The 24,810-nt window shown below is 70.8% G+C and carries 20 protein-coding genes and 1 riboswitch; of the genes, 8 read left to right on the top strand and 12 right to left on the bottom strand.

Features of this window, described 5'->3' with window-relative positions; translation table 11 throughout:
* Positions 1-213 precede the first annotated feature (213 nt).
* The 3 genes from WA616_RS17890 to WA616_RS17880 all read left to right on the top strand — a co-directional run bounded on the left by WA616_RS17890 (position 214) and on the right by WA616_RS17880 (position 2,991).
* Positions 214-2,124, top strand: coding sequence for a hypothetical protein (locus WA616_RS17890; RefSeq protein WP_336031977.1), 1,911 nt, complete (start codon positions 214-216; stop codon positions 2,122-2,124).
* Between the two features lie 316 nt (positions 2,125-2,440).
* Entirely contained in the window at positions 2,441-2,665 is a 225-nt protein-coding gene (locus tag WA616_RS17885) for an antitoxin MazE family protein (RefSeq protein WP_336031976.1), read from the top strand.
* Positions 2,662-2,991 (top strand): type II toxin-antitoxin system PemK/MazF family toxin, encoded by a 330-nt coding sequence (locus tag WA616_RS17880; RefSeq protein WP_336031975.1) that lies wholly within the window; start codon positions 2,662-2,664, stop codon positions 2,989-2,991. The genes WA616_RS17885 and WA616_RS17880 overlap by 4 nt, the downstream gene beginning before the upstream one ends.
* Before the next feature lie 255 nt (positions 2,992-3,246).
* On the opposite strand, the gene WA616_RS17875 is transcribed toward WA616_RS17880, so the two are convergent.
* Positions 3,247-3,732 carry a hypothetical protein gene (locus WA616_RS17875; RefSeq protein WP_336031974.1) on the bottom strand — a complete coding sequence of 162 codons (486 nt, stop codon included), beginning with the start codon at positions 3,730-3,732 and terminating at the stop codon, positions 3,247-3,249.
* Positions 3,733-5,048: 1,316 nt separating this feature from the next.
* Here WA616_RS17875 and WA616_RS17870 point away from each other — a divergent pair.
* Both WA616_RS17870 and WA616_RS17865 read left to right on the top strand, forming a co-directional pair.
* Entirely contained in the window at positions 5,049-6,281 is a 1,233-nt protein-coding gene (locus WA616_RS17870; protein ID WP_336032325.1) for an IS256 family transposase, read from the top strand.
* A 441-nt stretch (positions 6,282-6,722) separates the two neighbouring features.
* The gene (locus WA616_RS17865) at positions 6,723-6,950 is read left to right on the top strand and encodes a helix-turn-helix transcriptional regulator (protein WP_336031973.1); all 228 of its coding nucleotides are present in this window, start codon (positions 6,723-6,725) and stop codon (positions 6,948-6,950) included.
* Between the two features lie 1,109 nt (positions 6,951-8,059).
* On the opposite strand, the gene WA616_RS17860 is transcribed toward WA616_RS17865, so the two are convergent.
* The 3 genes from WA616_RS17860 to WA616_RS17850 form a co-directional block, all read right to left on the bottom strand.
* Positions 8,060-8,839: a M23 family metallopeptidase gene (locus WA616_RS17860; protein WP_336031971.1), complete on the bottom strand. Its 780-nt coding sequence runs from the start codon at positions 8,837-8,839 to the stop codon at positions 8,060-8,062.
* A 1,303-nt stretch (positions 8,840-10,142) separates the two neighbouring features.
* Positions 10,143-10,712, bottom strand: a complete 570-nt coding sequence (locus tag WA616_RS17855; RefSeq protein ID WP_336031969.1) for a signal peptidase II — start codon at positions 10,710-10,712, stop codon at positions 10,143-10,145.
* Complete coding sequence (locus WA616_RS17850; protein WP_336031968.1) at positions 10,709-11,410, bottom strand: hypothetical protein; 702 nt, start codon at positions 11,408-11,410, stop codon at positions 10,709-10,711. Before WA616_RS17850 ends, WA616_RS17855 begins: the two co-directional genes overlap by 4 nt.
* A gap of 556 nt (positions 11,411-11,966) precedes the next feature.
* On the opposite strand from WA616_RS17850, the gene WA616_RS17845 reads away from it, so the two are divergent.
* On the top strand, positions 11,967-13,271 hold the full coding sequence (locus WA616_RS17845; RefSeq protein WP_336031967.1) for a cytochrome P450: 1,305 nt from the start codon (positions 11,967-11,969) through the stop codon (positions 13,269-13,271).
* 395 nt (positions 13,272-13,666) lie between these two features.
* Here the strand turns inward: WA616_RS17845 and WA616_RS17840 are convergent, their stop codons facing one another.
* The 7 genes from WA616_RS17840 to WA616_RS17810 all read right to left on the bottom strand — a co-directional run bounded on the left by WA616_RS17840 (position 13,667) and on the right by WA616_RS17810 (position 21,272).
* Complete coding sequence (locus WA616_RS17840; protein ID WP_336031966.1) at positions 13,667-14,587, bottom strand: cytochrome c oxidase assembly protein; 921 nt, start codon at positions 14,585-14,587, stop codon at positions 13,667-13,669.
* Between the two features lie 166 nt (positions 14,588-14,753).
* Positions 14,754-15,302: a hypothetical protein gene (locus WA616_RS17835; protein ID WP_336031963.1), complete on the bottom strand. Its 549-nt coding sequence runs from the start codon at positions 15,300-15,302 to the stop codon at positions 14,754-14,756.
* 212 nt (positions 15,303-15,514) lie between these two features.
* Positions 15,515-17,284, bottom strand: a complete 1,770-nt coding sequence (locus tag WA616_RS17830; RefSeq protein WP_336031960.1) for a copper resistance CopC/CopD family protein — start codon at positions 17,282-17,284, stop codon at positions 15,515-15,517.
* Between the two features lie 5 nt (positions 17,285-17,289).
* Entirely contained in the window at positions 17,290-17,949 is a 660-nt protein-coding gene (locus tag WA616_RS17825; protein ID WP_336031958.1) for a zf-HC2 domain-containing protein, read from the bottom strand.
* A gap of 41 nt (positions 17,950-17,990) precedes the next feature.
* Positions 17,991-18,674, bottom strand: coding sequence for a DUF1775 domain-containing protein (locus tag WA616_RS17820; RefSeq protein WP_336031955.1), 684 nt, complete (start codon positions 18,672-18,674; stop codon positions 17,991-17,993).
* A gap of 116 nt (positions 18,675-18,790) precedes the next feature.
* Positions 18,791-20,023 (bottom strand): M23 family metallopeptidase, encoded by a 1,233-nt coding sequence (locus WA616_RS17815; protein WP_336031953.1) that lies wholly within the window; start codon positions 20,021-20,023, stop codon positions 18,791-18,793.
* Between the two features lie 11 nt (positions 20,024-20,034).
* Positions 20,035-20,194: riboswitch (cyclic di-AMP (ydaO/yuaA leader) on the bottom strand.
* A 604-nt stretch (positions 20,195-20,798) separates the two neighbouring features.
* Positions 20,799-21,272, bottom strand: a complete 474-nt coding sequence (locus WA616_RS17810) for a hypothetical protein (RefSeq protein WP_336031952.1) — start codon at positions 21,270-21,272, stop codon at positions 20,799-20,801.
* 688 nt (positions 21,273-21,960) lie between these two features.
* Between WA616_RS17810 and WA616_RS17805 the strand changes: the two genes are divergently transcribed.
* Positions 21,961-23,193, top strand: coding sequence for a M23 family metallopeptidase (locus WA616_RS17805; RefSeq protein WP_336031950.1), 1,233 nt, complete (start codon positions 21,961-21,963; stop codon positions 23,191-23,193).
* Positions 23,194-23,369: 176 nt separating this feature from the next.
* A complete protein-coding gene (locus WA616_RS17800; RefSeq protein ID WP_336031948.1) occupies positions 23,370-24,044 on the top strand; it encodes a hypothetical protein in 675 nt (224 codons plus the stop codon).
* A 63-nt stretch (positions 24,045-24,107) separates the two neighbouring features.
* Here the strand turns inward: WA616_RS17800 and WA616_RS17795 are convergent, their stop codons facing one another.
* Positions 24,108-24,731 carry a DUF305 domain-containing protein gene (locus tag WA616_RS17795; protein ID WP_336031945.1) on the bottom strand — a complete coding sequence of 208 codons (624 nt, stop codon included), beginning with the start codon at positions 24,729-24,731 and terminating at the stop codon, positions 24,108-24,110.
* Between the last annotated feature and the right edge of the window lie 79 nt (positions 24,732-24,810).

The following is a 24,810-nucleotide window of genomic DNA, read 5'->3' as shown; positions in this document are numbered from 1 at the left end:
GTGATGGTTGCTAGCTCTGGTGGTACGTCGGGGTCGGCTTGACTGCCTGGCGTGGCTTGACTGCCTGGCGTGGAGAGTCGATGCGGGAAGTAGGAGCGCTTGTCGCTGCCGTACTGACATTCACTACATCTACAGCTCGTTCTCGATACGTTCCGGCTCCGCCGCTGAGAGGGATATGACCAACCGCACGCCCCACTCGCATATGCAGCCTTGGTGCAGGACGAAGCGCTCATGATGATCGATTACAACGTCAGCGATCACTGGTCGGAGGACGAGCCCGCGTGGGTGAAGTCGCTCGTGTCGTCGCTGGACCGGCGGCACGGTGTGAGCACCGTCCTGCCGCTCACCGTCGTGGTCGAGGAGATCCTCGGCTGGGTTGAACTCGCAAGCGGACCGGATGCCTGGCGGAAGCCAGCAAACCGCGACTCTCTGCAGAAGGATCTCTCGGAGTCGATTGAGGCACTCGGGGGCGCCATACGCGCCGAGATCGGGGGACCGCTCGAAAAGTTTCAGACAGCGTTCTCCCGACTCACGGGCAGTGCAGCCTCCGTACTCAGCCAATCACCCGGGATGCGCACCGATGCCGCATGGGCTGACGTCGTCGCGACTGCCGAGGCTCTCCTAGCGGTCCTCAGCTCGGATGCAGCCGTCGGCGCAAGTTGGGACGACCTGGTAATGACGGCGAAGAACCGCGCGCTGCAAGGCAGAGAGTACCGCCCTATCGCGGAACTCCTCTTCGAGCAGATCCGCAAGCGTGGGCTTGATGCAGAGTCGACCTTCCGTGACATTGTCTCCGCCGTCGCGTTCGGTCGCGATCCGGGGGACTTCCCGGTCGGCCAGAAGGACGTTCCGCTCGACGAACGTGTCACTAAGGCCGGCACAATTGCGTCGACGCCAGCACAAATCGAGCCGATTGTGGTGTGGCTGGGGTATCAAGGCCGTGTGCTTCCTCGACTGAGCGCTGGCCGGGTCGCATTCCTCGATGCGCACTGGGCGGTTCCCAATGCTCGGCCCGATGGTCAAGGATTCGAGCACAAGGCTGAGCTCTGGGAATTCGTGAGAAGTGGCCACCTGTTCGACGTGGCGACTCATGTCGACGAGGAATCGGACGTCGACTTCCTCGTGCGCGTTGATCTCGGAGAGACCACTGCGGCCGGAGCAGTCCTACGGGCCATCGCCATCGTCGACACCATTCTAAACGTGTCAATCCACAACGCGGGAGGGATCCGCCCGCACCTGGCCCAGTACGGCGTTCTGCGCAGTGGGAAGCTTGGGTCGACCAGTTTCTTGGTGTCTCCGCGAGAAGTGGGCTTCCCCGACGACCACTACGGCGCTGGCATCACCGCGGAAGCACTCGAGGAGCATGGGCCGAGGATCGCCGAGGCACTCGCTCGCGAGAAGCTACCACGATTCCTAGCCGCGGCGCTCGAGGTGCAGGCGACCGCGGACCACCCCTTCAGCCGCGACATGGCGCTACGAAAGCCCTCCGAGGCGGACATCAGTAGTGTGATCCCCCTCGCGGACCGGGTGGTACAGCACATCGCCGCGCATGCCGCGATGGATCCGAACGCCCTGTTCAAGCAACTCGGCAAGCGATGGCCGCATGCAAGGTGGCTCACCGACGTCCGGCGCGCCGTTCACATGTGCCTACTCGGCGGCGGACGGCGCGAAGAACTTCTCGGAGCGCTCAGCGGCGAGTGGTTCAACCTCAAGCGTCCCTGGATCCTCTTCGTCGCCGATCGAGCTGAAGACCTGCTCGCCCTCTGTCGGATCGAGCCAGAGCGAGCGTGGATCGCGCGGATGTTTCAGAGCGTGACAGACCACGCCTCCTACGCCGCGCTCATCAACGGGTACACGAAGGAAGAACAGGTCCTTGAGGCCCGACGCCGCCGCGTGCGGAACGCCCTGGTGCACGGGAACCCTGCGAGTTTTGCGGTCATCGAGTCAGTTCGCGAGTACGCGGAGTTCCTGGGTAGCACTGCACTCCGACTGGGTCTTGAGTCGTACGTGTCTGCGTCGAGTCCAGCGACCGCTCTAGCCGAACGCACCGCCGAGTTCGAAGCGATGCGTCTAGGTCAGGACGCCGCCAGCTACTGGCAACACCGCGTCGCGGCCGGAGATTGAGCCAGCGGTAAACCGCTTCGGCGAGACTGAATCCTCCAGTCGGACAAGCCCGCGGATGTCCGCCTTAGGGATCGTCTCACTATGACTTCGGTGCCTTCGATGAGGGCCGCAGGGTCCTGTCGAGCCTGTGGTGGGTGATCGAGGAGCTTGTTCCTGACGGGCTGTGGGAGTGGGTCGCCCCGCTGGTGTCCGTGCGACCGGCGCTGACTGCTGTTGGCGACGGGTGAGAAGGGACCCCAGACGGCCCGCAAGGGGATCCGCCAACGGGACACAATTCTCTTGCCGGCCAGGGGGGCGTTACATGTAACGTCGTCCCATGGCGAGCACCCGAGACCGTGTGCGCGAGCATCGACAGCGGCTGCGCGAACAGGGCCTGAGGCCGGTGCAGATCTGGGTGCCCGACGTGCGGGCTCCGGAGTTCGTCGCGGAATCTCACCGTCAGTCGGCTGTCATCGCGGGCAGCGAGCGCGAGGTTGACGACCAGGCGTTCGTCGACGCCATCTCCGTCGATTGGGACGACGAGGCGGAGCCCGCCGAATGAGGCGAGGCGACATCTGCATCGCAGCCGCACGTGGCCCCTGCACCGGCAAGCCGAGGCCCGTTGTCATCGTCCAGGACGACCGATTCGAGGCCATCGCCTCCGTTACGGTCTGTCCGCTGACCACCCATCTGGTGGAGGCGCCATTGGTCCGGATTCCTGTGGAGCCGACTGCCGCCACCGGGATCGAGCAGCCAAGTCACATCATGGTCGACAAGGTTGTGACGATGTCGCGGGCTAATGTGCGCAGTCATCTTGGCCGGCTTGCCGATCCGGATGTCGTTCGGCTCAACCGCGCACTGCTGGTGTTTCTCGGACTCGCTGAGTGACGAGTCCACCTCACACGCGGTGACCCGCAATCCCTTGCGCTGAGGAAGATCGGCGCACTCTATCGGGCTCACATGCCGTGACATGGGTTCGCCGATGCGAGCAGCGAGGACTCGGGTTCAGTAAGGGGCTGGTGGGCGGCACCCACTGCGACCGGTTCCCGACCCGGGAGCGCCGTGGGGGCCTCCGAGGCGGTCCACTTGTCTGTGGCGCTCGATGGCGCCCGGCCGGCGCGTCCCTCGCCCGTCCCCGACGGTTCAGAGGTTGGTTTGGGGCCAGGAGATCACTGGCGGGAGCCGTTCACCGGGGTGTGGGACGCCGTCGGAGGCGGGGGTGATGCTGCGGGGTTCGTGGCTGCCGGCGGCGTGGGCGATCGCGGCGAGGACGAGGGTGAGGGCGTGGCGGTCCAGTCCGGCGGCGAGGTCGCCGAGGTCAACCGGGTGGCCGTCGGCGATGCTGGCGGCTGCCCGCAAGACCTGCCGTTGGCTGGTGCTGCCGGTGATCGTGCCAATGCGCAGGGCCCCGTCGAGATCGGGCCAGTTGATGTGGGCCCACAGTCCCGCGCCGTCGACGTTGCCGTCGAGGGTGATCAGCCCGGCCCGCTGCAGCTGGGGTAGCCAGTGGCCGGAGGTGAGCAGCAAGAGGATCGCGGCCTCGTCGGAGTAGTCGCCCAGGGCGGCGCGCAGCAGCGCGTTCTCCACGTCGACCGGGTCGAGGTCGGCGGCTCTGGGTTCGAGAATCACTGGGTTTCCTTTCTCCCCCGGCCCGCGGGGGTCGGGGGTGAGTGTGCCGATGGGGTCTGACTGACAGGCGCCGGCTGCCGGCGAGTGTCAGGGCGGCGGTCGTGGTCTGGTGAGCGCGTCGGGCCGGCAGGGCCGCCGGCACCTTGCTGACAGCTGGCCTCGACGCCCCACGGCGGGGCCACGCACAGATCCCCGCCGCCGGCCGGCCACCCCGAACCAGCCGCCGCCTGGTCGCCCCCGCGGAGTGCGGGCGCGGGCGGACGCCGGTCAGGTGACTTCGGATGCGGGATCAGCGGTGGGTTGGCCTGCGGCGTCGACGATCTGTTGTTCGATGTCTGCGAGGGTGTAGCCGCAGGCGGCTGCTCGGCGCGCTCGCCGATCTGCTCTGCAAGGCGGCGATCCTCGCCGCCCTGGCGGCATCGGCTGCCTCTCGCGGCGCGGGGCTCAGCTGCGGTCCCCGGCTTCTCCCGCCGGTCCGACTGCTGCCCCTGGCTGTGGTGGTGGCGCTGGTCATCTGGACCCTCCCGAAACGGGAGCCGTCGCCGGTACGGGAGGGAACTGCGAAACCGGTGTCCTGCCACCCATTCCCCCGGCCCGTCCGGCAAGGAGCTCTGCTCAGGGGCCGGGAACGCGCGGGGGACGACCGGACCAAGATTGCTTCCACAGCGAAGCGCCCGAAGGGCGGAAGGATCTTGGTCCGGTCGGAGGAGACGGCGCGGGAGGCCCCTACGTTGAGCTGCCGGACGGGTCGGGGGACCAGCAAGGACAGCCCGCCGCAGGCGGACCGTGACGACGGCGCAGCCGGCGCCACGCGCAGCGTGGCCCGAAGGGTGCTCCTGGGCCCGCCCCAACGGCCGCGGCGGGACGACGATGCCAGCGACCCCGACGACCAGTGATGCCTGGTACCCCGACACGTCGCAGAAGGCCCTGGCGGACCTGTCACGCGTACCGCCACCTGGCTCGTGTGCGGTGTGCAGCGACATGAGTCGAGCGTGGGCAGCGTCACCGCCCGCCCGAAGGTGTCCGTCCCGATGTTGTGGACAGCAGCCGTTGTCCACAGGCACCGGTAGCGCCTCAGCGCCCCGATAGTCGCCTGCACCGGCCGACAGGAGGACAACAGGAGAACCCTCAGGTCGGCCGCAGACCCGCGGTGGTCCTCCAGTCCGGGCTGCACGGGTCCCCCGAGGTGACGTCCCAGGAAGTGGTGTAGCTGGTCGGAGGTCCTGAGCTCGTCGGTGAAGTGCTGGCGCGTGAGGGGCCACCGCGTGGATGTTCTGCGTGTTCCCGCCAAGGTTCACTCAGAGAAAGGCCACGCGATGGCCCTGGACCAGTCTGCCCTGCTCGAGCTCCTCGAGGCACTGAAGCTTGCCGACGTCGACGACCGCATCCGCGCCGCGACCGAGACGCTGTACCAGGCGTTGATCGAGGCCGAGCTGACCGCGGTGATCGGCGCCGGCCCGCACCAGCGCACCGAGTCCCGCACCGCCCACCGCAACGGCTCGCGACCGCGCACGCTCACGACCACGGCAGGGGATCTGGAGTTGCGGATCCCGAAGCTGCGCGCCGGCTCGTTCTTCCCGTCACTGCTGGAACGCCGGCGGCGGATCGACCAGGCCCTGTTCGCGGTGGTCATGGAGGCTTATCTGCACGGCGTCTCCACCCGCAAGGTCGACGACCTGGTCCGCGCGCTGGGCGCCGACACCGGCATCTCCAAGTCCGAGGTCTCCCGGATCTGCGCCGACCTGGATGCCGAGGTCGCCGCCTTCCGGGACCGCTCGTTGGCCGAGACCGCGTTCCCCTACGTCTTCCTGGATGCGACCTACTGCAAGGCCCGGGTCAACCGCCGGGTGGTCTCCCAGGCGGTGGTGATCGCCACCGGCGTGGCCGCCGACGGGCACCGGGAGGTGCTCGGCTTCGCCGTCGGCGATAGCGAGGACGGCGCGTTCTGGACCGCGTTCCTGCGCACCCTGAAGGCCCGCGGACTATCGGGCACCCAGCTGGTCATCTCCGACGCGCACACCGGCCTGAAGGCCGCCATCAGTGCGGTGCTGATCGGCGCGGCCTGGCAGCGCTGCCGGGTGCACTTCATGCGCAACGTGCTCGCCCGCGTCCCCAAGGGCAACAGCGAGATGGTCGCCGCCGCTATCCGCACGATCTTCGCCCAGCCCGACGCCGAGCACGTGCGCTCCCAGCTCGACGTCATCGCCGGCATGCTCGGCCGCCAGTTTCCGCAGGTCGAGGCGATGCTGCGGGAGGCGCAGGACGACCTGCTGGCCTTCACCGGCTTTCCCGTCGCGCACTGGAAGAAGATCTGGTCGACCAATCCGCTGGAACGGCCGAACAAGGAGATCAAGCGGCGCACCGACGTCGTCGGCGTCTTTCCCAACCCGGCCGCCCTGCTCCGGCTCGCCGGCGCGGTGCTGGTCGAGGCCCACGACGAATGGCAGGTCTCCGACCGCCGCTACCTCTCCGAAGGCTCCATGGCCCTGCTTGCCACCCGCACCAACTCCGCTGAGGAGGTGGCGCAGCCGGCACTGATCGCGTCATAGTCCAACCCGCAGAACACCCCGCGGCCGGTCAGAGCTACACCACCCCACGGGACGTCACCGTCCCCCGACTGCCGTCGGTCTACCGGCGAGGGCGCTGCCGAAGCGCAGGCGCCGCGCAAGTCGGCCAGGGACAGCGGCGCGCGGGGTGTCACCCCGCATCGCCCCAGGACGAACGAGGCGGTCCGGGAGACCGCTCACCGGGAGGGGGCCAAACCCAACCACATCACTCGGGCAGGCGCACCGTCTGGCTCGGCGCCGCCCCGGCGCCGGTAGATGCAGGGCCTCCGTCGCCGGCAGGTGACGCCCCACGGGTGGCCACTACAGGAGAACAACCGGAGACAGCTCAAGAAAGTTGGTCGTGAGGTGTCACCACCGGGCCCGAATTGGCGCCTTCTGAAGCAAAAGGCACCGCCCACCACCGACGATCCCCGGGAGCCAGCCATGCCCGACTCCACCGCCGACCACGAAGCCGAGCTGCTCACCATCATTGAGGCCGCGGCCGTACTCCGCGCCCCCGTCGCCACCCTCAGGTACTGGCGACACCTCGGCACTGGCCCGAAGAGCTTCCGACTCGGCCGGCGCGTCCTCTACCGCCGCGACGACCTGCGGGCATGGGTCGACGCACAAGCAGACCATTCCCCGCGCCGAAAGCTACCCGCGACTCCATAGAACGGCTGGACCGGCATTGGGCGGCATCGGACCTCCAGAAGCAGACGGTGAGACCTTAAGGCCGCTCCTGCTGCTAAGCACGTGAAAGACGACGACCGGCAATAGCCCAGTCCCGACACGGACCCGCCACCCAGCGATACCCCATTACGAGTTCGCGGGGACGAGGTCCGCGGAGGTCCACTCCTGTACGGATGCTCAGGTCAGCCAGGTAAGGCGGTCGAGGCCGGACGACTGCGGATGACCGTGGACGGCCCGCGGTGGCACACAAACTGGCACACGGCATGACCCTCCAGATGAAGGGGATACCCGGTCGACCAGTCAAAGCCAGGCCCAGCTCAGGTGATGATCCTCAGCCTTCCAAGCTGACTGTGCGGGTTCGATTCCCGTCACCCGCTCCACTGCGGTGCCGCGGGACACCCTTCACAGGTGTCTCGCGGCGCCGCGCACGCGTGGCTCAGTACTGCCCGGGGTCTCGCGGGTCAGCGTCGACGGGGCCCCCTGCCTGCAATCGCCGGTCAACTTCAGAACCGGAACGAGGAACGCCAGGCCGAATCGGAAACCGCATGCCGCTCCGCCTCTGACGCTGCGACCAGACGTCGAAAGGGCGAGAGCGAGCGGACCCGCAACAGCCAAGAGGCGGAGATCGTAGGGCGGAAATGCCAGCCACAAGCACAGGCCACCGAGTACGGACAGAATTGCGGCGATCGGCATGGGCCCAAGCGCGCGTGCTCTCGACAGCTCGGGCTGGCCGCCCAGGGAGCGGACGGATCCACCCGAGCTAGCACCAGCCGACGGCGCGGCGCTCTGGACGGTCATGATGACCCCAGGGACCGGTGGGCGAGAGATGGAGACGTCAGTCGGGGACACGGTGCACAGGGACCGCCAAGCTCGCGCATCAGGTGACGGCGACCCGTTACCTCAGACAGCGGAGCTGCCCAGCCCGGTCGCGGCCAGCCATGCGCGCAGCCCTCGACGCAACCGTGGTTGATCAGCCAACCCCCCGGTGGTGACATCCGGAGGTTGTCCCGGGACAACCTCTCCCGAGCCGCAGTTCGACGAGAGGAGAAATCCTGAGAGCGAATTCGCTTTGGATACCGCGGGCAAGGTGATCAGACGGCTGCGTCGACGTCGACGCCTCGCTCCCGAAGCCAGGCCATGGGGTCCACGCGGCTGCCCTCGAGCCCGCCCTCGTACACCTCGAAGTGCAGGTGTGGGCCTGTGGACTGGCCTCGGCTGCCGACTAGGGCGATGGTTTCGCCGGCGTCTACGTACTGCCCCGCCTCGACCAGGATCTTCTCCATGTGGCCGTAGACGGTGACGTCCCCGTTTTCGTGAAGGATGTAGACCGCCAGGCCGAAGCCACTGGCTGGCCCAGCCCTGAGGACGACCCCGTCGGCCGCAGCGAACTCCGGAGTGAGCATGGGGGCGGCAAGGTCCAAGCCCTGGTGACTGGTGCCCCAGCGGGGGCCGAAGCTGCTGGTCAGCCTGGCCCCGTCGATGGGGAACACGGTCTTCGGCCGGGCCGCCTCGATCGCGGCGGCCTCCGCCTCGGCACGGGCCGCGCGGGAGGCAGCCACATCCTGCAGGCGCGCCTGGGCCTCCGCCACCGCGATCGACGCCTGCGGCGCAACCTCGAGACCGTCGTCCTCAGTCAGGAGCGCCTGCTGCGCCCCGAGCACAGACGTCGCCTCGGCCGACGCCGCCGGTGTGCCGGTCAGACCGGAGCCCGCCGCGCCGATCCCCCCGGCGAGCAGGGCCGCCAGAAGGAGCGCCGGCCGGCGGGCCACACACGCCGAGCCGAAGCGACGGAGGCGCGTGTCGTGACGGGAGGGCGGATGGACCGCAACAAGGAGATCGGTGGGGGCATCCCGACCCAAGCGGGCGTCCATGCATCTACCCTTCCGTCTGTCCACCGCCGAAGGGGAGTTCGGCTGCCCTCCCATCCCAACATCGCGTGACCCGCTCGTGACACTGCGTTCGGCGGGTCGTTCCGGACACGCCGTGCGAACCGCCTCACACTCCTCGCCAGTCACAGTTGCGTCCTTCACTGATGTAATTCGAAGGGCCGGCAGCGGTCCGCGTTTCTGTCCCCTCGCGACCACGACCTCACCGGTTCTGCTCCCGGTGTTCCCACCATCCGGCCCGGCCCTCGACTGCTGGGCCGCACTACGACCGCAGGGTTCATGCCGCCCCGACCACTTGGGCGTCGGCGGTTTCCACCTACCACCGGCTGCTGTACTTCGACGAGGTGGCCGAGCGACGGATCAGCGTCGACGACGCCTGGAAACTGACCCCCTGGCGCCGTGGAACCCGCCCGTCGCTAGGGGTCAACTTTGGAGCGTCGTTGACGATCTGCACGCCTGGCGGCACGACGTGGCGCTGGCCAGATGGTCGCCGACCGGGTCACCTTCCCAGGCAGCATGGTTGGCGCGTCGCTACGGCGTGACGGCAACTGGCCAGTCAGCACACAGCCGTTCTCCCGGCGGATGATCGAGGACGACTCTGCTATGGCCGACCGCCGTTGACTCGAGTCGGCGTCCGCTTCGTGGCTGACGTCGCCCGCGACAAGCTCAGGAAGACTCGGCTGCTCATCGCCAGCCACTGTGCGCACAAGTACCCGGCAGCTCGACTGTCACACGAGAATCGACCGCGCGATGGCCGCCCCTGTCTGGGCCGGCCGTGTCGCGCAGCGGAGGACGACAAGGCAACGCCGCTCTTGCCGCGTCCCCAACGGCATCGACCTCCCCGAGCACAAGCACACGCTGCTCCAGCAATTCGCCAGACCCGGCCATCGCCGACCAGCGCTTCCCCCTCGGCCACCGGGGTTCGATCAGAATCCGGATCCACTTGTTGCCGACGCTCTGACAGGCGTCGCCGCGTACCGGCCGCACGCACAGCTGCCCTCGCCCGACGATGTCTGGTTCCGCTACCTGCGCGGCACGGACCTGACTTCCCTCGGCGTGCCCGACCGTATCGTCACCAAGATCCCGACCGCGTATCTGGACTTCCGGCGCACACAGCCGACCCGACGAGGAGGTTCTCGGACTCCGCCATGACGACATCGACCACGTCCTCGAGGACCGTCAGGTGCGCCGCACGAGCCAGGCCGAGGTCCTCCGCAGATACCGCCACGGCCCGTAGGCGCACCGGGTCGATCACACGTTCGCGCTGACGCGGCGGGTCAGCAGCGCATCACACCTTCTCTCGGCCGAAGGGGGAAGCCGGATCCGCTGGAGGCGAGGTCTCAGCGGCGTCCGAGCGGGCAGGCCGCTTCCGCGCCGTGTCACCGCGCAAGGCCGTCACAGCGAACGACAGTGCTCCGGTGACTATCGCGGTGTCGGCGAGGTTGAACGTAGGCCACCAGCCGGTGTGCAGGTAGTCGGTGACGACGCCGTCGGCGCCCCGGTCGGCGAGGTTGGCCACCGCGCCGCCCAGGATGAAGGCCAGCGCGGCCAGCTCCGCTCGGCCACCGCGGCGTGCCGCGCGCCAGGCGAACACCGCCACCGCCGCGGTGATCGCGGCGGTGACGGCGACCACCAGCCAACCTGGAGCCTCGGCGCCGACGGAGAACGCCACACCGGGGTTGTAGGCGAGGCGCAGGTCCACGAGTCCGAGCTCCACCCCGGTCGCAGTCAGTTGCTTCTGCGCCCACGCCTTGGAGGTCAGGTCCACCGCCGCGACTGCCCCTGCGGCCGCGGCCAGCCCCAGGCGTCGGCGGTGAGGCCGGCCACGCCGGGGACAGGAGCCCTGTGCCTCGCTCATGGGAGCACACCGGTCATCTCGACGGACAGCCGCGTCGGCGAGGCGAGCCCGGCGGCCTGCAGCTTCGTCCGGTCGGCGCGCGTGCCGTTGCCCGAAAGCGCGATCCCGGCGACCTCCTGCAGCAGCACGACGGCAAGCAGGCCGAAGGCGCAGAACTGCGCCAGCGGCGTCCGCCCGATCACGACGCCCAGCGGCAAGAAGACGTTCCGCAAGGAGGTCCGACGAGCCCGGCGGGCGCAACTGAACGCCTGCGGCACGTGCCACAGATCCTCGCCCATGAGCGCGATGTCGGCGGTTCCGATGGGGAGGTCGGTGCCCATCGCGCCCACCGCCATGCCCAGGTCCGCGGTGGCCAGGGCCGGGCCGTCGTTGACGTTGTCTCTGACCATGGCGGTGCGCCGGTCGTCGACCAGTCGCGTCTTGTCCTCCGGGCGCAGCTCCGCGTCTACCTGATCGATGCCCACTTCCAGAGCCGTGGCGGTGATGTCGCCGACGAGCACTCCGGCTTCGATCCGCCCGGGACGGGCCAGCCGCGCCGGGCGGCCGCCCACTCCTCCCTCGAGCTCGGCTTCAACGACGGCCTCGACGTCGTCCACCCTTGGGACGCCGGGAACCACGCTCGGCATCGCCCGGCCGAGTGGATGCTCGCTACCTACCTTCAGTGCGGCGTCGTCGTTCAACACCTGCTCGCGGGTCACCCCCGGACGTTAACGACCTCCACCACCACGGCCCGGTTGCGGGTCGGCGTGCCGGTCTGCCGATCGGGCATCAGCCTTGTCGCGCTCCCGTGTGGCTGACGCGACGCTCACCGGGCCGGCCTTGTGTCCGTGGTCGGCCGGGCCCGCCACAGCGGGCGACCGGGAGCAGCCGTTCTGTGATGGCATCAGCCGCCTCATGAGACGTCCACCTGCGACTGTTCACAGTCGTCCCACGACTCGGAGTCGTCCCACGACACGCAGGGCTCGGTCGCACTCGCGGCGAGCAAGCTGGCGGCAACGTAGGTTCGAGCGGCTACCGGACCTCGCAGCCGTTCGGTGGCAGCGGCCAGACCTGATCAGCTCCTCGACGGTCGCCAGCTTCGGTCGCCGGCCGACCTTCGACCCAGCTGCGCCCCCGCTCGACCGGCGGATCCGGCTGAGCCACGACGACGAGGAACCAATGCCGACGACCGAACTTTCACCACGCGGGCCGTCGCTTCCCCCTCCGGGCCGGATTGGCCGCCGGGGGGCACGGGGCGCCCCCCGGACACCCGAGGTGCCCGGTCGTGGCCAGCGCCCGCGGAGCCTGCGGGCGCTGGCCACGGCGTGGCTGGGCCGCCTGGTGGAGCGGCGGATCCGCAGCAACGGCCTCGACCTCTCCAAGCTCACATTCCTCCCGCAGGCGGCGCGGCTGCCGCTGCTGCGCAACGGCACGGACCCGGTCCCCGCGCTCGCCGAGCTACGCAGGCACTGCCCAGTGCAGCGGCTCGGCCTGTCCTTCGGCTTCGCCGTCCACCTCGTGACCGGCTACGAGCAGGCCCGCGCCGTCCTCGCCGACGGCGACTCCTACAGCAACGACATGCGGCACCTGTTCCGCGACTCCAGCGAGGGCTCGGCCGCCGACGTCGGTGGACTCGGCTTCACCGATCCGCCGCACCACACCCGGCTGCGCAAGCTTGTGGCCCCGGAATTCACCCGGGCCCGGCTGGCCACGCTGGAGCCGATGATCGAAACGATCGTGACCCGCCGGCTCGACGAGCTCGCCGCCGCTGGATCGCCGGCGGACCTGGCCGCGCACGTCTCCTCCCGCGTCCCCATGGACGTGATCTGTGAGCTGCTCGGCCTCGACGACGCCGACCACGACGCCTTCGTCCGGCTGGGCACCCAGCGCTTCGACGCCACCGGCGGCACCGCCGCATCGCTCGGCGCGGTGTCCGAGCAGAAGACGATGCTGCTCGACGTGGTCGCCCGCCAGCGCCGCGACCCCGGCCCCGGCCTGATCGGCCGCATCCTGCAGGCCGAGGGCGAGACCATCTCCGACAACGACCTCGCCGGCCTGGTCGACGGCATCGTCACCGGCGGCTACGAGACCACCGCCAGCACGATCTCCATGGGCACCGCGGTGCTGCTGCGCGACCCCGCTCACGCCGCCGTCGTCCGCGACGGTTGCCGCGCCGACGTCGAGCGCGCGGTGGAGGAACTGCTGCGCTACCTGACGGTCGTCCAGGTGGCCTTCCCGCGCTTCGCCAAGCGGGACCTGGAGCTGTTCGGCTGCCCGGTCCGCAAGGACGACGTCGTCGCCGTCTCCCTCAGCGGCGCCGATCGCGACCCGCTCTGGGCCGGCCCGGACCCGGATCAGTTCGACCCGACCCGGTCTCCCGACGGCGGTGGGCACCTCGCGTTCGGCCACGGGATCCACCGCTGCGTCGGCGCCGAGCTCGCCCGCATGGAACTGCGCATCGTCTTGCCAGCCCTGTTCCGCCGCTTCCCGGATCTGGCCCTCGCCGTCCCCGAGGACCAGCTCGCCTGGCGCCGCCTCTCCTTCGTCTACGGCGTCGAGGAACTGCCCGTCTCCTTCTGACCACGTGGCAGAGCCAGCCGGGCCGGCCGACCGCGATCCGGGCCAGACAGACAGCGGCCGGACCACAGCACCACGGGCAGCGGCCGCGGCTTCACGGGCCGGGCGGCGGCGATGTCGGCCGCCTGGTCGCCTCGGCGGCGGCCCGGTCAGGAGCGAGCAGGTCGGCGCCGACGCCGACACCCTGGCCTCGCTCAACCGTGCGCTGGCCACCGCCGTCACCGTTGCGCCCCGGCTGCCGGCAATCCGCCCGGGGACCCTCGTGGCCATCGAGGAGGCCCATGGCCGGCAGCAGCCTTCGTCACGGCAGCCGGCGGGTCGATCCGGCTGGTCGGCAAGGACCGGCGGCCGGCGGCGGTCGGCGCCGGCGGCCGCGCAATGGCACCCAGCCGCGCGGATCACCTGTTCGGCGGGTCCTGGGCCAACCTGCGTAGGCGGGCGTTGTAGGCCTTGAGCTCAGCGTCGAGCCGGCGATCGCTCACCTTCGTTCGCGTTTCCTCCGAACGGGACCACTGCAGGTAGACGACAGCGAAGGCGATGATGCTGGGCACTTCGCCGGCACCCCAGATGATGTTCCCGGCCGCCAGTTGATCGGTCATGACGTCGATACCCCAGCCCGGCGGCGGTTGCGCGAAGGCTCGGACGACCGGAGTGCTGGCCATCATGAGCGCCACCGCGAAGAAGGCATGCAGCGGGCCAGGCAGCCCGAGCTCCACGATCCGTATTGCAGGCGAGGCCCGGTGCGGCCACGGACCGAGGGCAAAGGCCCCACCGAATGCCAGCAGGCCCGTGCCCAAGAAGAACAGGAGCATGGCGACGTTTCCCCACCAGCTGCTCATGAGAAAGTCGAAGATGGGCGTGAAGTAGATGCCGTAGAGGCTGCCAACGAAGATGACGGTCGTGACGACGGGATGGGCGAGCACTCGCGCCGTCTTGCTGCGCAGCCCTCGCAACAGGAGCCGCCTGCACACGGCACCCCAACCATGGCGCGGCAGAGCACGAATGGCCAGGCTCACCGGGGCCCCGAGCATGAGCAGCATCGCCGAGAGCACGGTCAAGACCATCTTCTGGAGCATGTGAATCGAGAACAGCATCATCCCGTAACCCATGACCTGAGTCGCGGTCACGAGCAGTACGGTCAGGATTCCGGTTACGAAGGTGGCGGTTCGGTTCCACGGCCACCGACTGCCCCGTCGCCGGAGCGCCCGGACTCCCAGTAGGTAGGCGATGAGTGCCAGCACGGCCAACCCTGGCACCAGCGACGTGGCGTCGAACTGCGGGATGAACAGTCGCAGCAGCGTCGGCGGCTCCGTGGGCATGTGCATCATCCGGCTCGAATGTGATCCCACGGTTATACCTTTCCGAGACGACTGGGCGGACATCGGCCTGCGCTGACAGCAGGAGGGCGATAATCATCGGCCTGGCCGACTGGTCGGCCAGGGTGTCGGATCGCCGCCCTAGCCTGGTCCCGCGTGCCGAGAGGGATCAGCGGTGACCGTGGGCGGAACGCCGCGCCCACCGCAGCAGGAACGGGAGCGCCGTCGAGTCGAGGTAGGTCAGCTCGCGGACGTCGATGGCCACGACCGCCAGTTCCTCCAGGCGCCGCCGCAGCTCCAGCCGGTTGACGGCAGAGCTGTCGACATGACCCAGAAGGTGGAGCACCCAGCCGTCTCCCTCCTGTTCCACAGAGATCGAGCCCCCACCCACGGCAATGGAGCCGCTGTGGTCCTCGGTCACCCGGGTGATGTGATCCGGCAGTTTGGCAAGCTCGGAGTCCACGGTGCGCTGCACCATCCGCTGCGTCGCCCTCTGCTGCAGGGTGTGCAGCAGGCGGTTGCGGCCCTTGGGCTGGTGCGTCACCGTGACGGTGACCTGGGTGGCGCTCCGCTCGGAGTCGGCGAGTTCGATGCGGGTCTGCCAGATCTCCCGTGGCAGTTTCAGGCGGGTGCCGATGCATCGCCGGGCGACCCACTCGACGATCTCCCCGCTTACCGAGTTCGGCGGCGGTGGCACGCCGTCCAGCCGGCCGGGCACACAGACGAACCGGGTTCCCTTGCCAGCCGTCCGGCCCCTGACGGCAGCCGGAAGCCGGGCCGAACCAGCGCCGCACAGCTCCCTACCCGGCAACCTGTCGCGCGGTGCGCCTCATCCTGCGGGAAGCCGCCTGGCGGGCGGCTTCCCGTCCCGAAGTCCAGACCGAGCCCTGCGGCCGGACTTTGCCACCAATTGCTCCCGTGCCGCCCAACTCAGCGTGCGGTGAAGTCCGTGCTCGCCGTGGCGGCAGTGAATTCGTCCAGCCGAACCGAGACGGTCACGGTCCATGCGCCGGGGGTCGGGATGGACACCGCGTCGCCGATGTAGTGGCCCGGGCCGCTGGGCACGAGGTCGACCTCGAGCGGGCCGATCTCCTGTGCGGACTCGGTCAGTGTCACGCGGATTTCCTGCGGCTGGGTGAGCTGTCCGGCTTGGTCGAAGAGGTAGACCATGAGCGTGTTGGGCCCGGTGGCGGCTGGGTCGACGGTGATCTGCACCGAGCCGGCCGCCGAGGAGCCATCCTCCCCTTGCAGCGGCAGGGTGACGTCCACCGACTCGGCGACCTGCGACCGGGCCGGCGGGGTGCCCACGAGCACCGCCGACAGCGCCAGCACGACAGCGCCGATGACGACCTCGACCAGCACCGAGCGCCGTAAGGCACCCAGGTCCGCCGTCGCCGCCTCCACCTCGACCGGGCGCCACGTCGCCGCGGTGTGTGGGGCCACCGTGTCCCCGGCCTCGGCGCTGAAGGCATGGGCGGTGACCCGGCGACCACCGGGGCGGTTCCGGGGAATCCCCAGGTGTTGCAGCACCCACGCCCGGGAGATCCCGGCCGCAGCCAGCAGCAGCAGCACGAGCGCCAACTTGGCGACCAGCAGCCAGCCGTACGTGGTGGTCACCAGCGCGACGGGTGATCCGACCTCGCGGACCGACTGGAGGATGCCGGTGACGACGAGGGTTACGACTGCCCCGAACGCCAAGCGGGAGTACTTGGGCAGCGCGGCGGCCAACGCCGCCGCGGGCACGCCGGGTCGCACCACACCGGTCAACAGTGCGGTCAGGCCGCCGAGCCATACGGCCATCGCCGCGACGTGCACGGCCGTGATCGGCACCGCGAGCGCGGGCAGCGGGCCGGCGACGGGGTGACCGACGGCCGCCGTCGTCAGCACCAGTCCGGCAGCCGGAAGCGCTGCGACGGCGATCAGTGCTGCCGGCGGGCGTGTCCCCCGGCGCCAGATCACCGCCAGCGCCGCTGCCAGGAGCAGCGCGCAGAGCCCGCGCAGCAGCAGCGTGAGACCGAACGCGGAGGAAGTCGTCGCCGCCAGGACGGAGGGATCGAGGAGGGAACCGAGCCCGGTGCCAGCGGCGTAGGGGCCCTGGAGCAGGAACGTCAGCAACCCGCCGAGGACGACCGCGGCCAGGCCGGTCGAGGTGAGCCGGCGCATCAGCGGCACGGCCCAACCGGCCGGCCAGCAGACCAGCAGGAACACCGGGACGCCGAGTCCGAGCGCCACGCCCGCAAAGCCGAGCCATCGGGCGGCCGGGAGGGCGCCGGCCACCACCGAGTCGACGTCCTGCGCGCCAGTGACTGCCGGCGGCGCCACGAGCTCGCCGTCACCGACCACGAAGGCGTAGGCGCCGGCGATGGGGTGGGAGTCCTCCGAGACGACTCGGTAGGTCACCACGTAGCTGGCGTCCGAGAGGTCACCGCGCAGCGGGATGGTCACAACCGCGCCGGCCACCGTTGCCCCGGTGTCCACGCGCTCCCCGCCCGGTGCCAGCACCCGTGCGTACCCGGCGCCGAGCTCCACCGCTTCGGTGAATTCCAGTCTGACCTCGGAGGGCGCGGCGGACAGCCGGGCCCCATCGGCGGGTGTCGTGGTGGCGAGGGTGGCGTGTGCCGATGCCGGCCGAGCCGTGACCACGTCGACGAGCACGCCACCGGTGACCGCACCGACCAGCAGCATGACCACGGCGAACATGCGCCTCATACCCACGCCTCCCTCAGGGACGCGGCGGAGCGCCAACGTCGGCGTCCCCGCCAGGCCACGGTCGCCACGAGCCCCACCCCGACGAACATCAGGACGTGCAGGACCGCGCGCTCGACGTGCACCCATCCCGCGTCCAGGTCCGACAGGGTGAGCGCCGCCAGGAGCGCGCTGAAGCTGGCGAGGAACGGGAGCGCCCCCGCCGCCAGCCGCGGTGCGGCGGCCACCGCGAGGAAGGCCACCGCCACGGCGAGGTTCCACGCTCCGGTCTCGTGCGCCATGTGTACCGGCGCGCTCATGGCGCCGGCGCCCCGCTGCAGCGCCGGCCAGGCCAGCCCGGCCTGAGCCACCCCGATGGCCAGCAGGGCCAGCCGCAGGGCGGTGCCGAGCACTCGGCGTCTGACGGCGGCCGCCGTGGCCGGCGACGACGGTAGGGCCGCCAAGATGGCCACCGTCAGATCGGGCACTTGTTGTGCCGGGGTGATCCGCACCCGGCGGGTGACCTGCGCGACCAGGCTGCTCCAGGCGGCGCAGGCCGCGCAGGTCGCGAGGTGGCGATCGAGCGCGGCGACGGGCATCCCCGGTGACTCACCGTCGAGCCGCGCCGAGATCGCCTCACGGAAGCCGGCGCACCGCCCGCCTGGGTCATCGCCGCTCATCGCGCTCGACCTCTCTACGTACCGGATCCGTCAGCGATTCGTCATCGCCGCTGGCTCGAGGCGCGTCGTCGCCAGAACCACAGCACTCCGGCGAGCACCACAGCCACCACGACCACTCCGGCGACGATCCACCCGGTGGCCGAGGAGTCCTCGGTCGTCACAGCCGCCGCCTCCTGCGGGGCAGACGAGGTGGTGTCTGCCCCGGCCGACGGGCTGGTGGCCGTCGGCGTGGCGGCCGGAGTGCTGGGCGCCGTCGTCGTCGGGGCAGGGGGTGCGGGAGCGACGGTGATCGCCGGCGCCGGCTGTTCGGGGTTGGGGTTGGCGTCGGTGGGCAGCTCAATCCAGGCGTCCTCGCGGCCGTCGGAATAGCGCAGCAGGGTCTTGAACGGCAGTTCGGTGCTGTCGCGCGGGAGCATGTCGATCGTGATGCCGTACTCCAGGTCGACCCCCGATCCGATGTTCGGGCCGCTCACCTCGTAGCCGTCGGGGGTGGCCGTCAGGGCCCAGCCGCCCGGACCGGAGGCCAGGGACACCGTGGCCGGGTCGATGCCGGAGGGCAGCTGCGTCTTCACCCCGACGATGCCGGCGGTGGTCGACTCGGCCTCCGCGAGGAACGAGACGGTCACCGGCCCGGTGCCGGCCTGTGCGCCCTCGGCGGTGGCTTCGACGTGGGCGCCGGCCGGGGCCTGGCCCACGAGGAGGAGGCCGAGGCTGCACACCGCCACGGTCGCGGCGCGTCGTATGAGACGAGTGGAGTAGTCAGTCACGGTTCATTGGTCGTCGCCGGCGGCCGTGGAGTTCCCGTCCTCGTCAAGATCGCGATCTACGACCGGTCTGTGGGTCAGCAGCCGAGGCTGATGCCGCGCGCGGCCAGCCACGGAGCGGGGTTGACCCGGTTCTGGTACAGCCCGCCGGTGTGCGTCTCGATGTGCAGGTGCGGGCCGGTGGACTGGCCCCGGTTGCCCACCTCGGCGATCTGCTGGCCGGCGGCCACCGTCTGGCCCGCGGTGACGAAGTACTGGTTGATGTGGCCGTACACGGTGATGGTGCCGTCGGGGTGCTGGATGTAGACGGCCAGCCCGAAGCCGTTGGCCGGGCCGGCCTGGAGGACCACGCCGCCCTCTGGAGCGAAGATGGGCGTGCCGATGGGGGCGGCGATGTCGATGCCGTTGTGGTTGGTGCCCCAGCGGCTGCCGTAGCAGGAGGTGACCCGGCCGTTCACCAGCGCGCCCGCCCCGGCGCTGGCCTGGGCGAGCTGGGTGCGCTGCTGCTGTTCCCAAGCGGCGATCGGATCGGGGGCGCCTCGGGCGGCGAGCAGCCGGGTCTCGGCGTCCTTGAGCTGCTGCTCCAGGCCGGCCTTCTCCGCGGCGGCCGCGTCGTAGGCCTGCTGCGATGCCGCGAGCTGGGCCTGGGCGGCCGCGTCGGCCTCGGCCGCGGTGCGCGCGGCCGCGTCGCGCTCGGCGACCGCGGCCCGCGCCGCCCGGTCGGCTTCCTCCTGGCGCTGCCGAACGGCCTCGGATGCCTCCAGTCGGGCGGCACGGTCTTCGCCGAGCAGGTCCATGGTGGCTGCGCGCTGCAGCACCTCCTCCGGACCGGCCGCATCCAGCAGCAGGGCAGCATCGCCCAGGGGGGCGGATCCCATGAACGCCTCCCGCCCGAGGGCGGCGACGTCGTTCTCTGCCTGCGCGGCGGCCGCCTGTGCGGCCTCCAGCTCGGCGGTGGCCGTAGCCGCGGCCACCTGGGCCGCGGCGAGGTCGGCCTGCGCGGCACGGGACGCGTCCGCGGTGGCCTCGGCCTCGACCGTCGCTCGCTGCAACTCCTCCTCGGCCATCGCCAGGCGCTGGTTGATCCGCTCGATCTCGACGGGGAGACCGTCGCCGGCGGACTGGCCCTGCCCCGCGACGACCGGCGCCGCGACCGCTGACGGCAGCCCGCCACCGGTGAGGAGCGCCGCGACCGCCACGGCGGAGACCAGGAGGTGCCGCAGGCGACGGGCCGGGCCGCGGTGGAGCCGGGCGTGCGCCGAGTGAGGAACAAGAAGGGTGCGGCAGGCGCGGTTGTGCAGGGTCGCCAAGACGGCGGCTCTCCGTTCTTCCTGACCGCCTACCGGGTTAGCTGACGGGTTCGGGCTGGAAGACGCCCTACCTGGAGCGCACGCAGGCGCGCCGCCAGGATTCACCCCAGGGGATCGGTGGGTCCCCGGTCCATCCGGCCAGTGGCACGGACGGTTCGGCGAGGTCCGTTCGAGGCCCTCGGGTTGAGGAGCACGGCTCAGCCGGACCGGACGGAACGGTAATACGAAGCAGCTTAGTTGTCACGGTTGGGTAACGACTCGCTCCGCACGCGCGCGTTCGCGCGCATGGAGCACCTCGTTGCACTTGACGGGCCACCGAGGGTGGGTGCCGCCGCCCTCGACGGCCGGCTGGTGCGTCATCTCCAGTCGACCGCCGGCATCACCTGATTGCAGATAGGCCGAGGTGAAGGCTGCGACGGCGGGGCCAGGGATGGGTGGCCGCGCCGCGCCGCCGCCAGGCGTCGACGCCACCAAGGTGCCGGACGCCGACACGTCATGGCGACGCGGTGGACGTGCCCCGTTCCGAGACGTCGCCGCAGGAAGGCAGCCCGTTTGAGACCAGGTTCACACCCCCGCTGATGCCGAGGCTCACGGGGGCGATCAGGTGGAGAGGCTAAGCCTCACCGTTGCTGCCACCGGAAGCTGCCTCCTCGGGCGGGCGGTCGCTGCCGAACTCACACAAACTCATCCCGACGCAATCCCGCCTGTCGACGTGTCGCCGAGCAAGATCGCGCCCTAGGCTCCGCGTGCCCGCGCGGAGCCAGGCCGCTTTCCTTCACCGAGGCGTCGCCGATGTCGGCCGCGAGGCTGCGGGACCTGCTCGGTTGCCTCGACGGTGCGTGGCGATCACGAACCCGCATAGGACCGCCATCGCGGCGGCCGACACCAAGGACGCCACGTCGAGCAGGTCGAGCCAACTGCCACCCCGCTGGAGCGGCCGGAGCGGGGAGATCAAGCGCGTGAAGACGAGGCCCAGCACCGTGAGTCGGCAAAGGAGGGAGGCGGCCACGTAGACGGACGATGTGTCCCGGATTAGCAGCAGCAGACCGAGCAAGAGCAGACCGGCCACGCAGAGCACAGAGACGACGCCCCGGTAGATCGCCTCGTTCCACTGCGCGGGGATCACTGGAACGTAGGCGGCGGCGGCGACGATCCCAGCCGCCGCAGCTGGCCACCGCAGCCGTGAGCGCAACGCCGGGCTGTCGGCGAGCGAGCCCAGCCAGTGGGGCAGCGACGGAGGTCGGATCATCGTCGTCAGTTCCTCGGGTTTCGTTCAGCGTGGACGGGACCACTGTGGCGCGGCTGGCCGGTTCACCGACCAACTCCGACCAACGTAACTACTACTGCCGTGAGGTCAGGACCGACTCTCGCCGGGGCGGCAGCCGCGCAGCCGACCGGCACCGTCAGGACGGGCCCCGGCTCCGTCCCTCGGGGGCCACTGCCCGTCCCGGGCACCGCCATCTACGGTCCTGCCCACCCGGGGGACGGCGTGGACGTCGCCGGACGGATCCACCGGACAGCTTGTCGCCCTGACCGCGACTCCGGTGCCGCGCTTCTCCCCGCCGAAGCCGCCGACCCGACCTGCCGGGCTTACGCCGTCCGAGCGTGCGACTGCTGGCGGCGCTCAAGGTTGTCTCGACATTCGACGACAACAGAAGGGACAGGCGTGGACGGAGGCCGCCCCGTCCGGCCGGTCTCCTGCGCGAGTGTTCCGCGTGTTGTCTTTGTTACGGAGGGTAACGCTGGGACGCTGCGCCAGCTCTTCCACGCGACACCCCTCTTCCCCAGGGAGCAACATGCTGTCGAGCCGCCCGGACGCCTCGCGGTTCACCGAATCGGGAGGCGTCCGCCGCCCGTGGGTCGCACCCGGTGTGCTGCGGACCGCGCTCGTCGGCGCGCTGAGCGGTGCGCTGTTGCTCGGCAGCACGGCTGCGGCCGTGGCCGTTCCAGCACCGCCGCCGAACCCCAGCGACACCGAGATCGGCGCCGCGCAGTCCGCGCAGGACGCCGCCGCCGCCGAGGTGGGCCGGATCGCCGCGCTGGTGGCTGCCGCCCAGGTCGAGCTGGAGCGCGTCACGGTGCAGGCGGAGGCGGCCAGCGCGGCCTACCTCGCCGCCGAGGAGGCCCTCCAGCAGGCTCAGGCGACCGCCGAGCAGACCGCCGCCCAGTTGCAGGCCGCGTCGGACGCCATCGACGCGGCCGTGGCCCGCCTGGGCACGTTCGCCCGCGACAGCTACATGAACGGCAGCACCTTGACCACCACCGCGGCGCTGCTGGACTCCGCCGGTCCCGGCGAGCTGATCCAGCGGGCCGCGCTGCTGGACTACGTCGGGGACACCCAGGTCGACGTCCTCGACCAGCTCGAGATCGCCCGGGTGCAGCAGGCCAACGCCGACTCCGCGGCCCGGGCCGCCCGGGACGCCATGGCCGCCGCGGCGGCCGAGGCCGAGGCGGCCAAGGCCGCCTCCGATGCCCAGGTGGCCGCCCAGCAGGCCGCCTACACCCAGGTCACCGCCGAGAAGGCCGGCTACGAGCAGCAGCTGCAGGCCGCCCAGATCCGGCTGCTCGAGCTCCAAGGGGAGCGCGACGCCTACCAGCAGTGGCAGCAGCAGAAGGCGGCCGAGGAGGCCGCCGCCGCCGCGGAGGCCGCCCGGGCCGCGCAGGAGGCGGCCGCCGCGGCGGCCGCGGCCCGCGCCGCGGCCGCCGGCACCGGCTCCAGCGGCAGCGACGGCACTTCACGGGACGGCGGTGTCGCTACAGGATCGTCGAACTACGTCAAGCCCACGTCCGGTCGGGTCAGCAGCTGCTTCGGTCCGCGGTGGGGGACGATGACCTACGGGTTGGACATCGCCGCCCCCATCGGCACCCCGATCTACGCGGCCACCTCCGGCGTGGTCAAGCGCGCCGGCACCGCGACCGGATTCGGGCTGGCCGTCTACATCCTCGGCGACGACGGCGCGGTGACCGTCTACGGACACATCAACCGCTACTTCGTCAACGCTGGGGAACGCGTGGTGGCCGGTCAGCAGATCGCCGAGGTCGGCAACCGCGGTCAGTCGACCGGCCCGCACCTGCACTTCGAGGTGCACCCGAACGGCGCCATGTACAGCGGCGCAGTCGACCCGGTGCCGTGGCTGCGCGCCCGCGGGGTCAGCATCAGCGGCTGCTGACCCCGACGTGATGAACCACCCGCCGTGCTGCCACGGAGCACCGCTGACGGCGCATCGCGCACCGTCGTCCCCCTGATTTCGGGGGTTCCCCCGCCCCTCGATGCGGCTGGTAGCCGAGCGGGGACTCGGCAAGGCTCCGGGTTGCCACTGCTTGCGCCGCGACAGGGAGGACCCAGGTGATCACGCTGACCGAGGAGCCCGCCGCTCCCAGCCAGAGGATCCGACCGAGCCGCAGCCTCCGGCGCTGGCTGTCTGCCGCGGCCCTCGGCCTGGCCACCGCCGGCGCCCTGCACGTCGCCGCGGCGGTCGACCATCTGCCGGCCGGCGAGCTCGCGGTCGGCTTCTTCCTGCTGACCGCCGCCGCCCAGCTCGGCCTCGCGGCGTGGCTGGTGGTGCGCAGCTGGGCCGGCTCGCCGCCGGACCACCGTCTGGTCGCCCTCGGCCTGCTGGGCACCGTGGCGCTCCTCGGCCTCTACCTGGTCTCCTACACCACCGATCTGCTCGACGCCTTCACCGTCACCGACGGCTCGGGGGCCGGTGGGCACTGGTCGTCGTCCTCGGGGCACGGCGGAACCGCGCCCGCCTCCTCGGGCGTCGACCCCGCCACCGGGGTGGACCTCTCCACGGGGGTGGCGATCCGCTCCGAGGGCCCCGTCGCCCTGGCCGGAGAGCCGGTGGATGCCGGGCACGGCCCGGGGGCGCTGGGCACGGCGACGGTCGCGGCCGAGCTGCTCACCGTCGCCGCGCTCACCGCTCTGCTGCCGCGCACCTGGCGCGGCCGCGCCACCAACGCTTTGCTCGGCGTGGGCGTGCTGGCCTGGGGGCTGTGGTTCACCGGCGTCCTTGCCTGACACCCCTCCAGCCCTCACCGCGGAGGCGGACTCCACCACCCGCGCCGCCGCCCACGGCGGGAGTCACGGCGCCGGCAGCGGGGTGCCGCCCCGCGCGGCGAGCATGTCGGTCATCGTCTCGACCTCTGCGGTCTGCGTCTCGGCCATGGTCCGGGCCAGGGTGGCGAGAGCGGGTTGCGCGGCGTTTGCGGCCGCGTACTCGGCCATGTCCTTGGCGCCCTGGTGGTGGCGGATCATGAGCCGGAGGAACTGGACGTCGAACGCCGACCCGGTCAGCCCGCGCAGCTCGGCCATCTCGTCCTCCGTGGCCATGCCCGGCATGAGGCTGTCGGCCACGCCGGAGCCGGCTCCCATCGACGACATGTCATGGCCGGAAGCGCCGTTCATCCAGGCCATGGACTGACCACCGGAGACGCTCAGTCCCCACAGCGTCAACCAGCCCTGCATCCGGCCGACCTGGTTGGTCTGGGTGGAGGAGATGTCGAAGGCCAGCTGCCGCACCTCCGGGTCCTGGCTGCGGTCGGCGGCCAGGTTGGCCATCTCCACGCCCTGCAGGTGGTGCGCCGACATGTCGCGGGCGAAGCCGGCGTCCACGGAATCGGTCGACGGCGGGTCGTCTCGCCCGATGCCCAGCGCGACGGCCAGGCCCCCGCCCAACACGACCAGCCCCAGCGCGATGACCGTCACCAGGCCGGCGGTCAGCCACCGCGTTCCCGCGGGCCGCGCCGTTGGCCCTCCTGGCGCCTGGACGTCCGGCTCCCGAGTC

It is taken from the genome of Geodermatophilus sp. FMUSA9-8 (assembly GCF_037034165.1).
GTDB classification, from domain to species: Bacteria; Actinomycetota; Actinomycetes; order Mycobacteriales; family Geodermatophilaceae; genus Geodermatophilus; species Geodermatophilus nigrescens.
This window is presented reverse-complemented; position numbering and strand designations above follow the sequence as displayed.

Excerpts from the sequence above, each read along its gene's own strand:
- WA616_RS17870 (WP_336032325.1), top strand. The coding sequence starts at position 5,049 with ATGGCCCTGGACCAGTCTGCCCTGCTCGAGCTCCTCGAGGCACTGAAG.
- WA616_RS17855 (WP_336031969.1), bottom strand. The coding sequence starts at position 10,712 with ATGAGCGAGGCACAGGGCTCCTGTCCCCGGCGTGGCCGGCCTCACCGC.
- WA616_RS17830 (WP_336031960.1), bottom strand. The coding sequence starts at position 17,284 with ATGTTCGCCGTGGTCATGCTGCTGGTCGGTGCGGTCACCGGTGGCGTG.
- WA616_RS17865 (WP_336031973.1), top strand. The coding sequence starts at position 6,723 with ATGCCCGACTCCACCGCCGACCACGAAGCCGAGCTGCTCACCATCATT.
- WA616_RS17825 (WP_336031958.1), bottom strand. The coding sequence starts at position 17,949 with ATGAGCGGCGATGACCCAGGCGGGCGGTGCGCCGGCTTCCGTGAGGCG.
- WA616_RS17810 (WP_336031952.1), bottom strand. The coding sequence starts at position 21,272 with ATGATCCGACCTCCGTCGCTGCCCCACTGGCTGGGCTCGCTCGCCGAC.
- WA616_RS17880 (WP_336031975.1), top strand. The coding sequence starts at position 2,662 with ATGAGGCGAGGCGACATCTGCATCGCAGCCGCACGTGGCCCCTGCACC.
- WA616_RS17840 (WP_336031966.1), bottom strand. The coding sequence starts at position 14,587 with ATGCCCACGGAGCCGCCGACGCTGCTGCGACTGTTCATCCCGCAGTTC.
- WA616_RS17885 (WP_336031976.1), top strand. The coding sequence starts at position 2,441 with ATGGCGAGCACCCGAGACCGTGTGCGCGAGCATCGACAGCGGCTGCGC.
- WA616_RS17860 (WP_336031971.1), bottom strand. The coding sequence starts at position 8,839 with ATGGACGCCCGCTTGGGTCGGGATGCCCCCACCGATCTCCTTGTTGCG.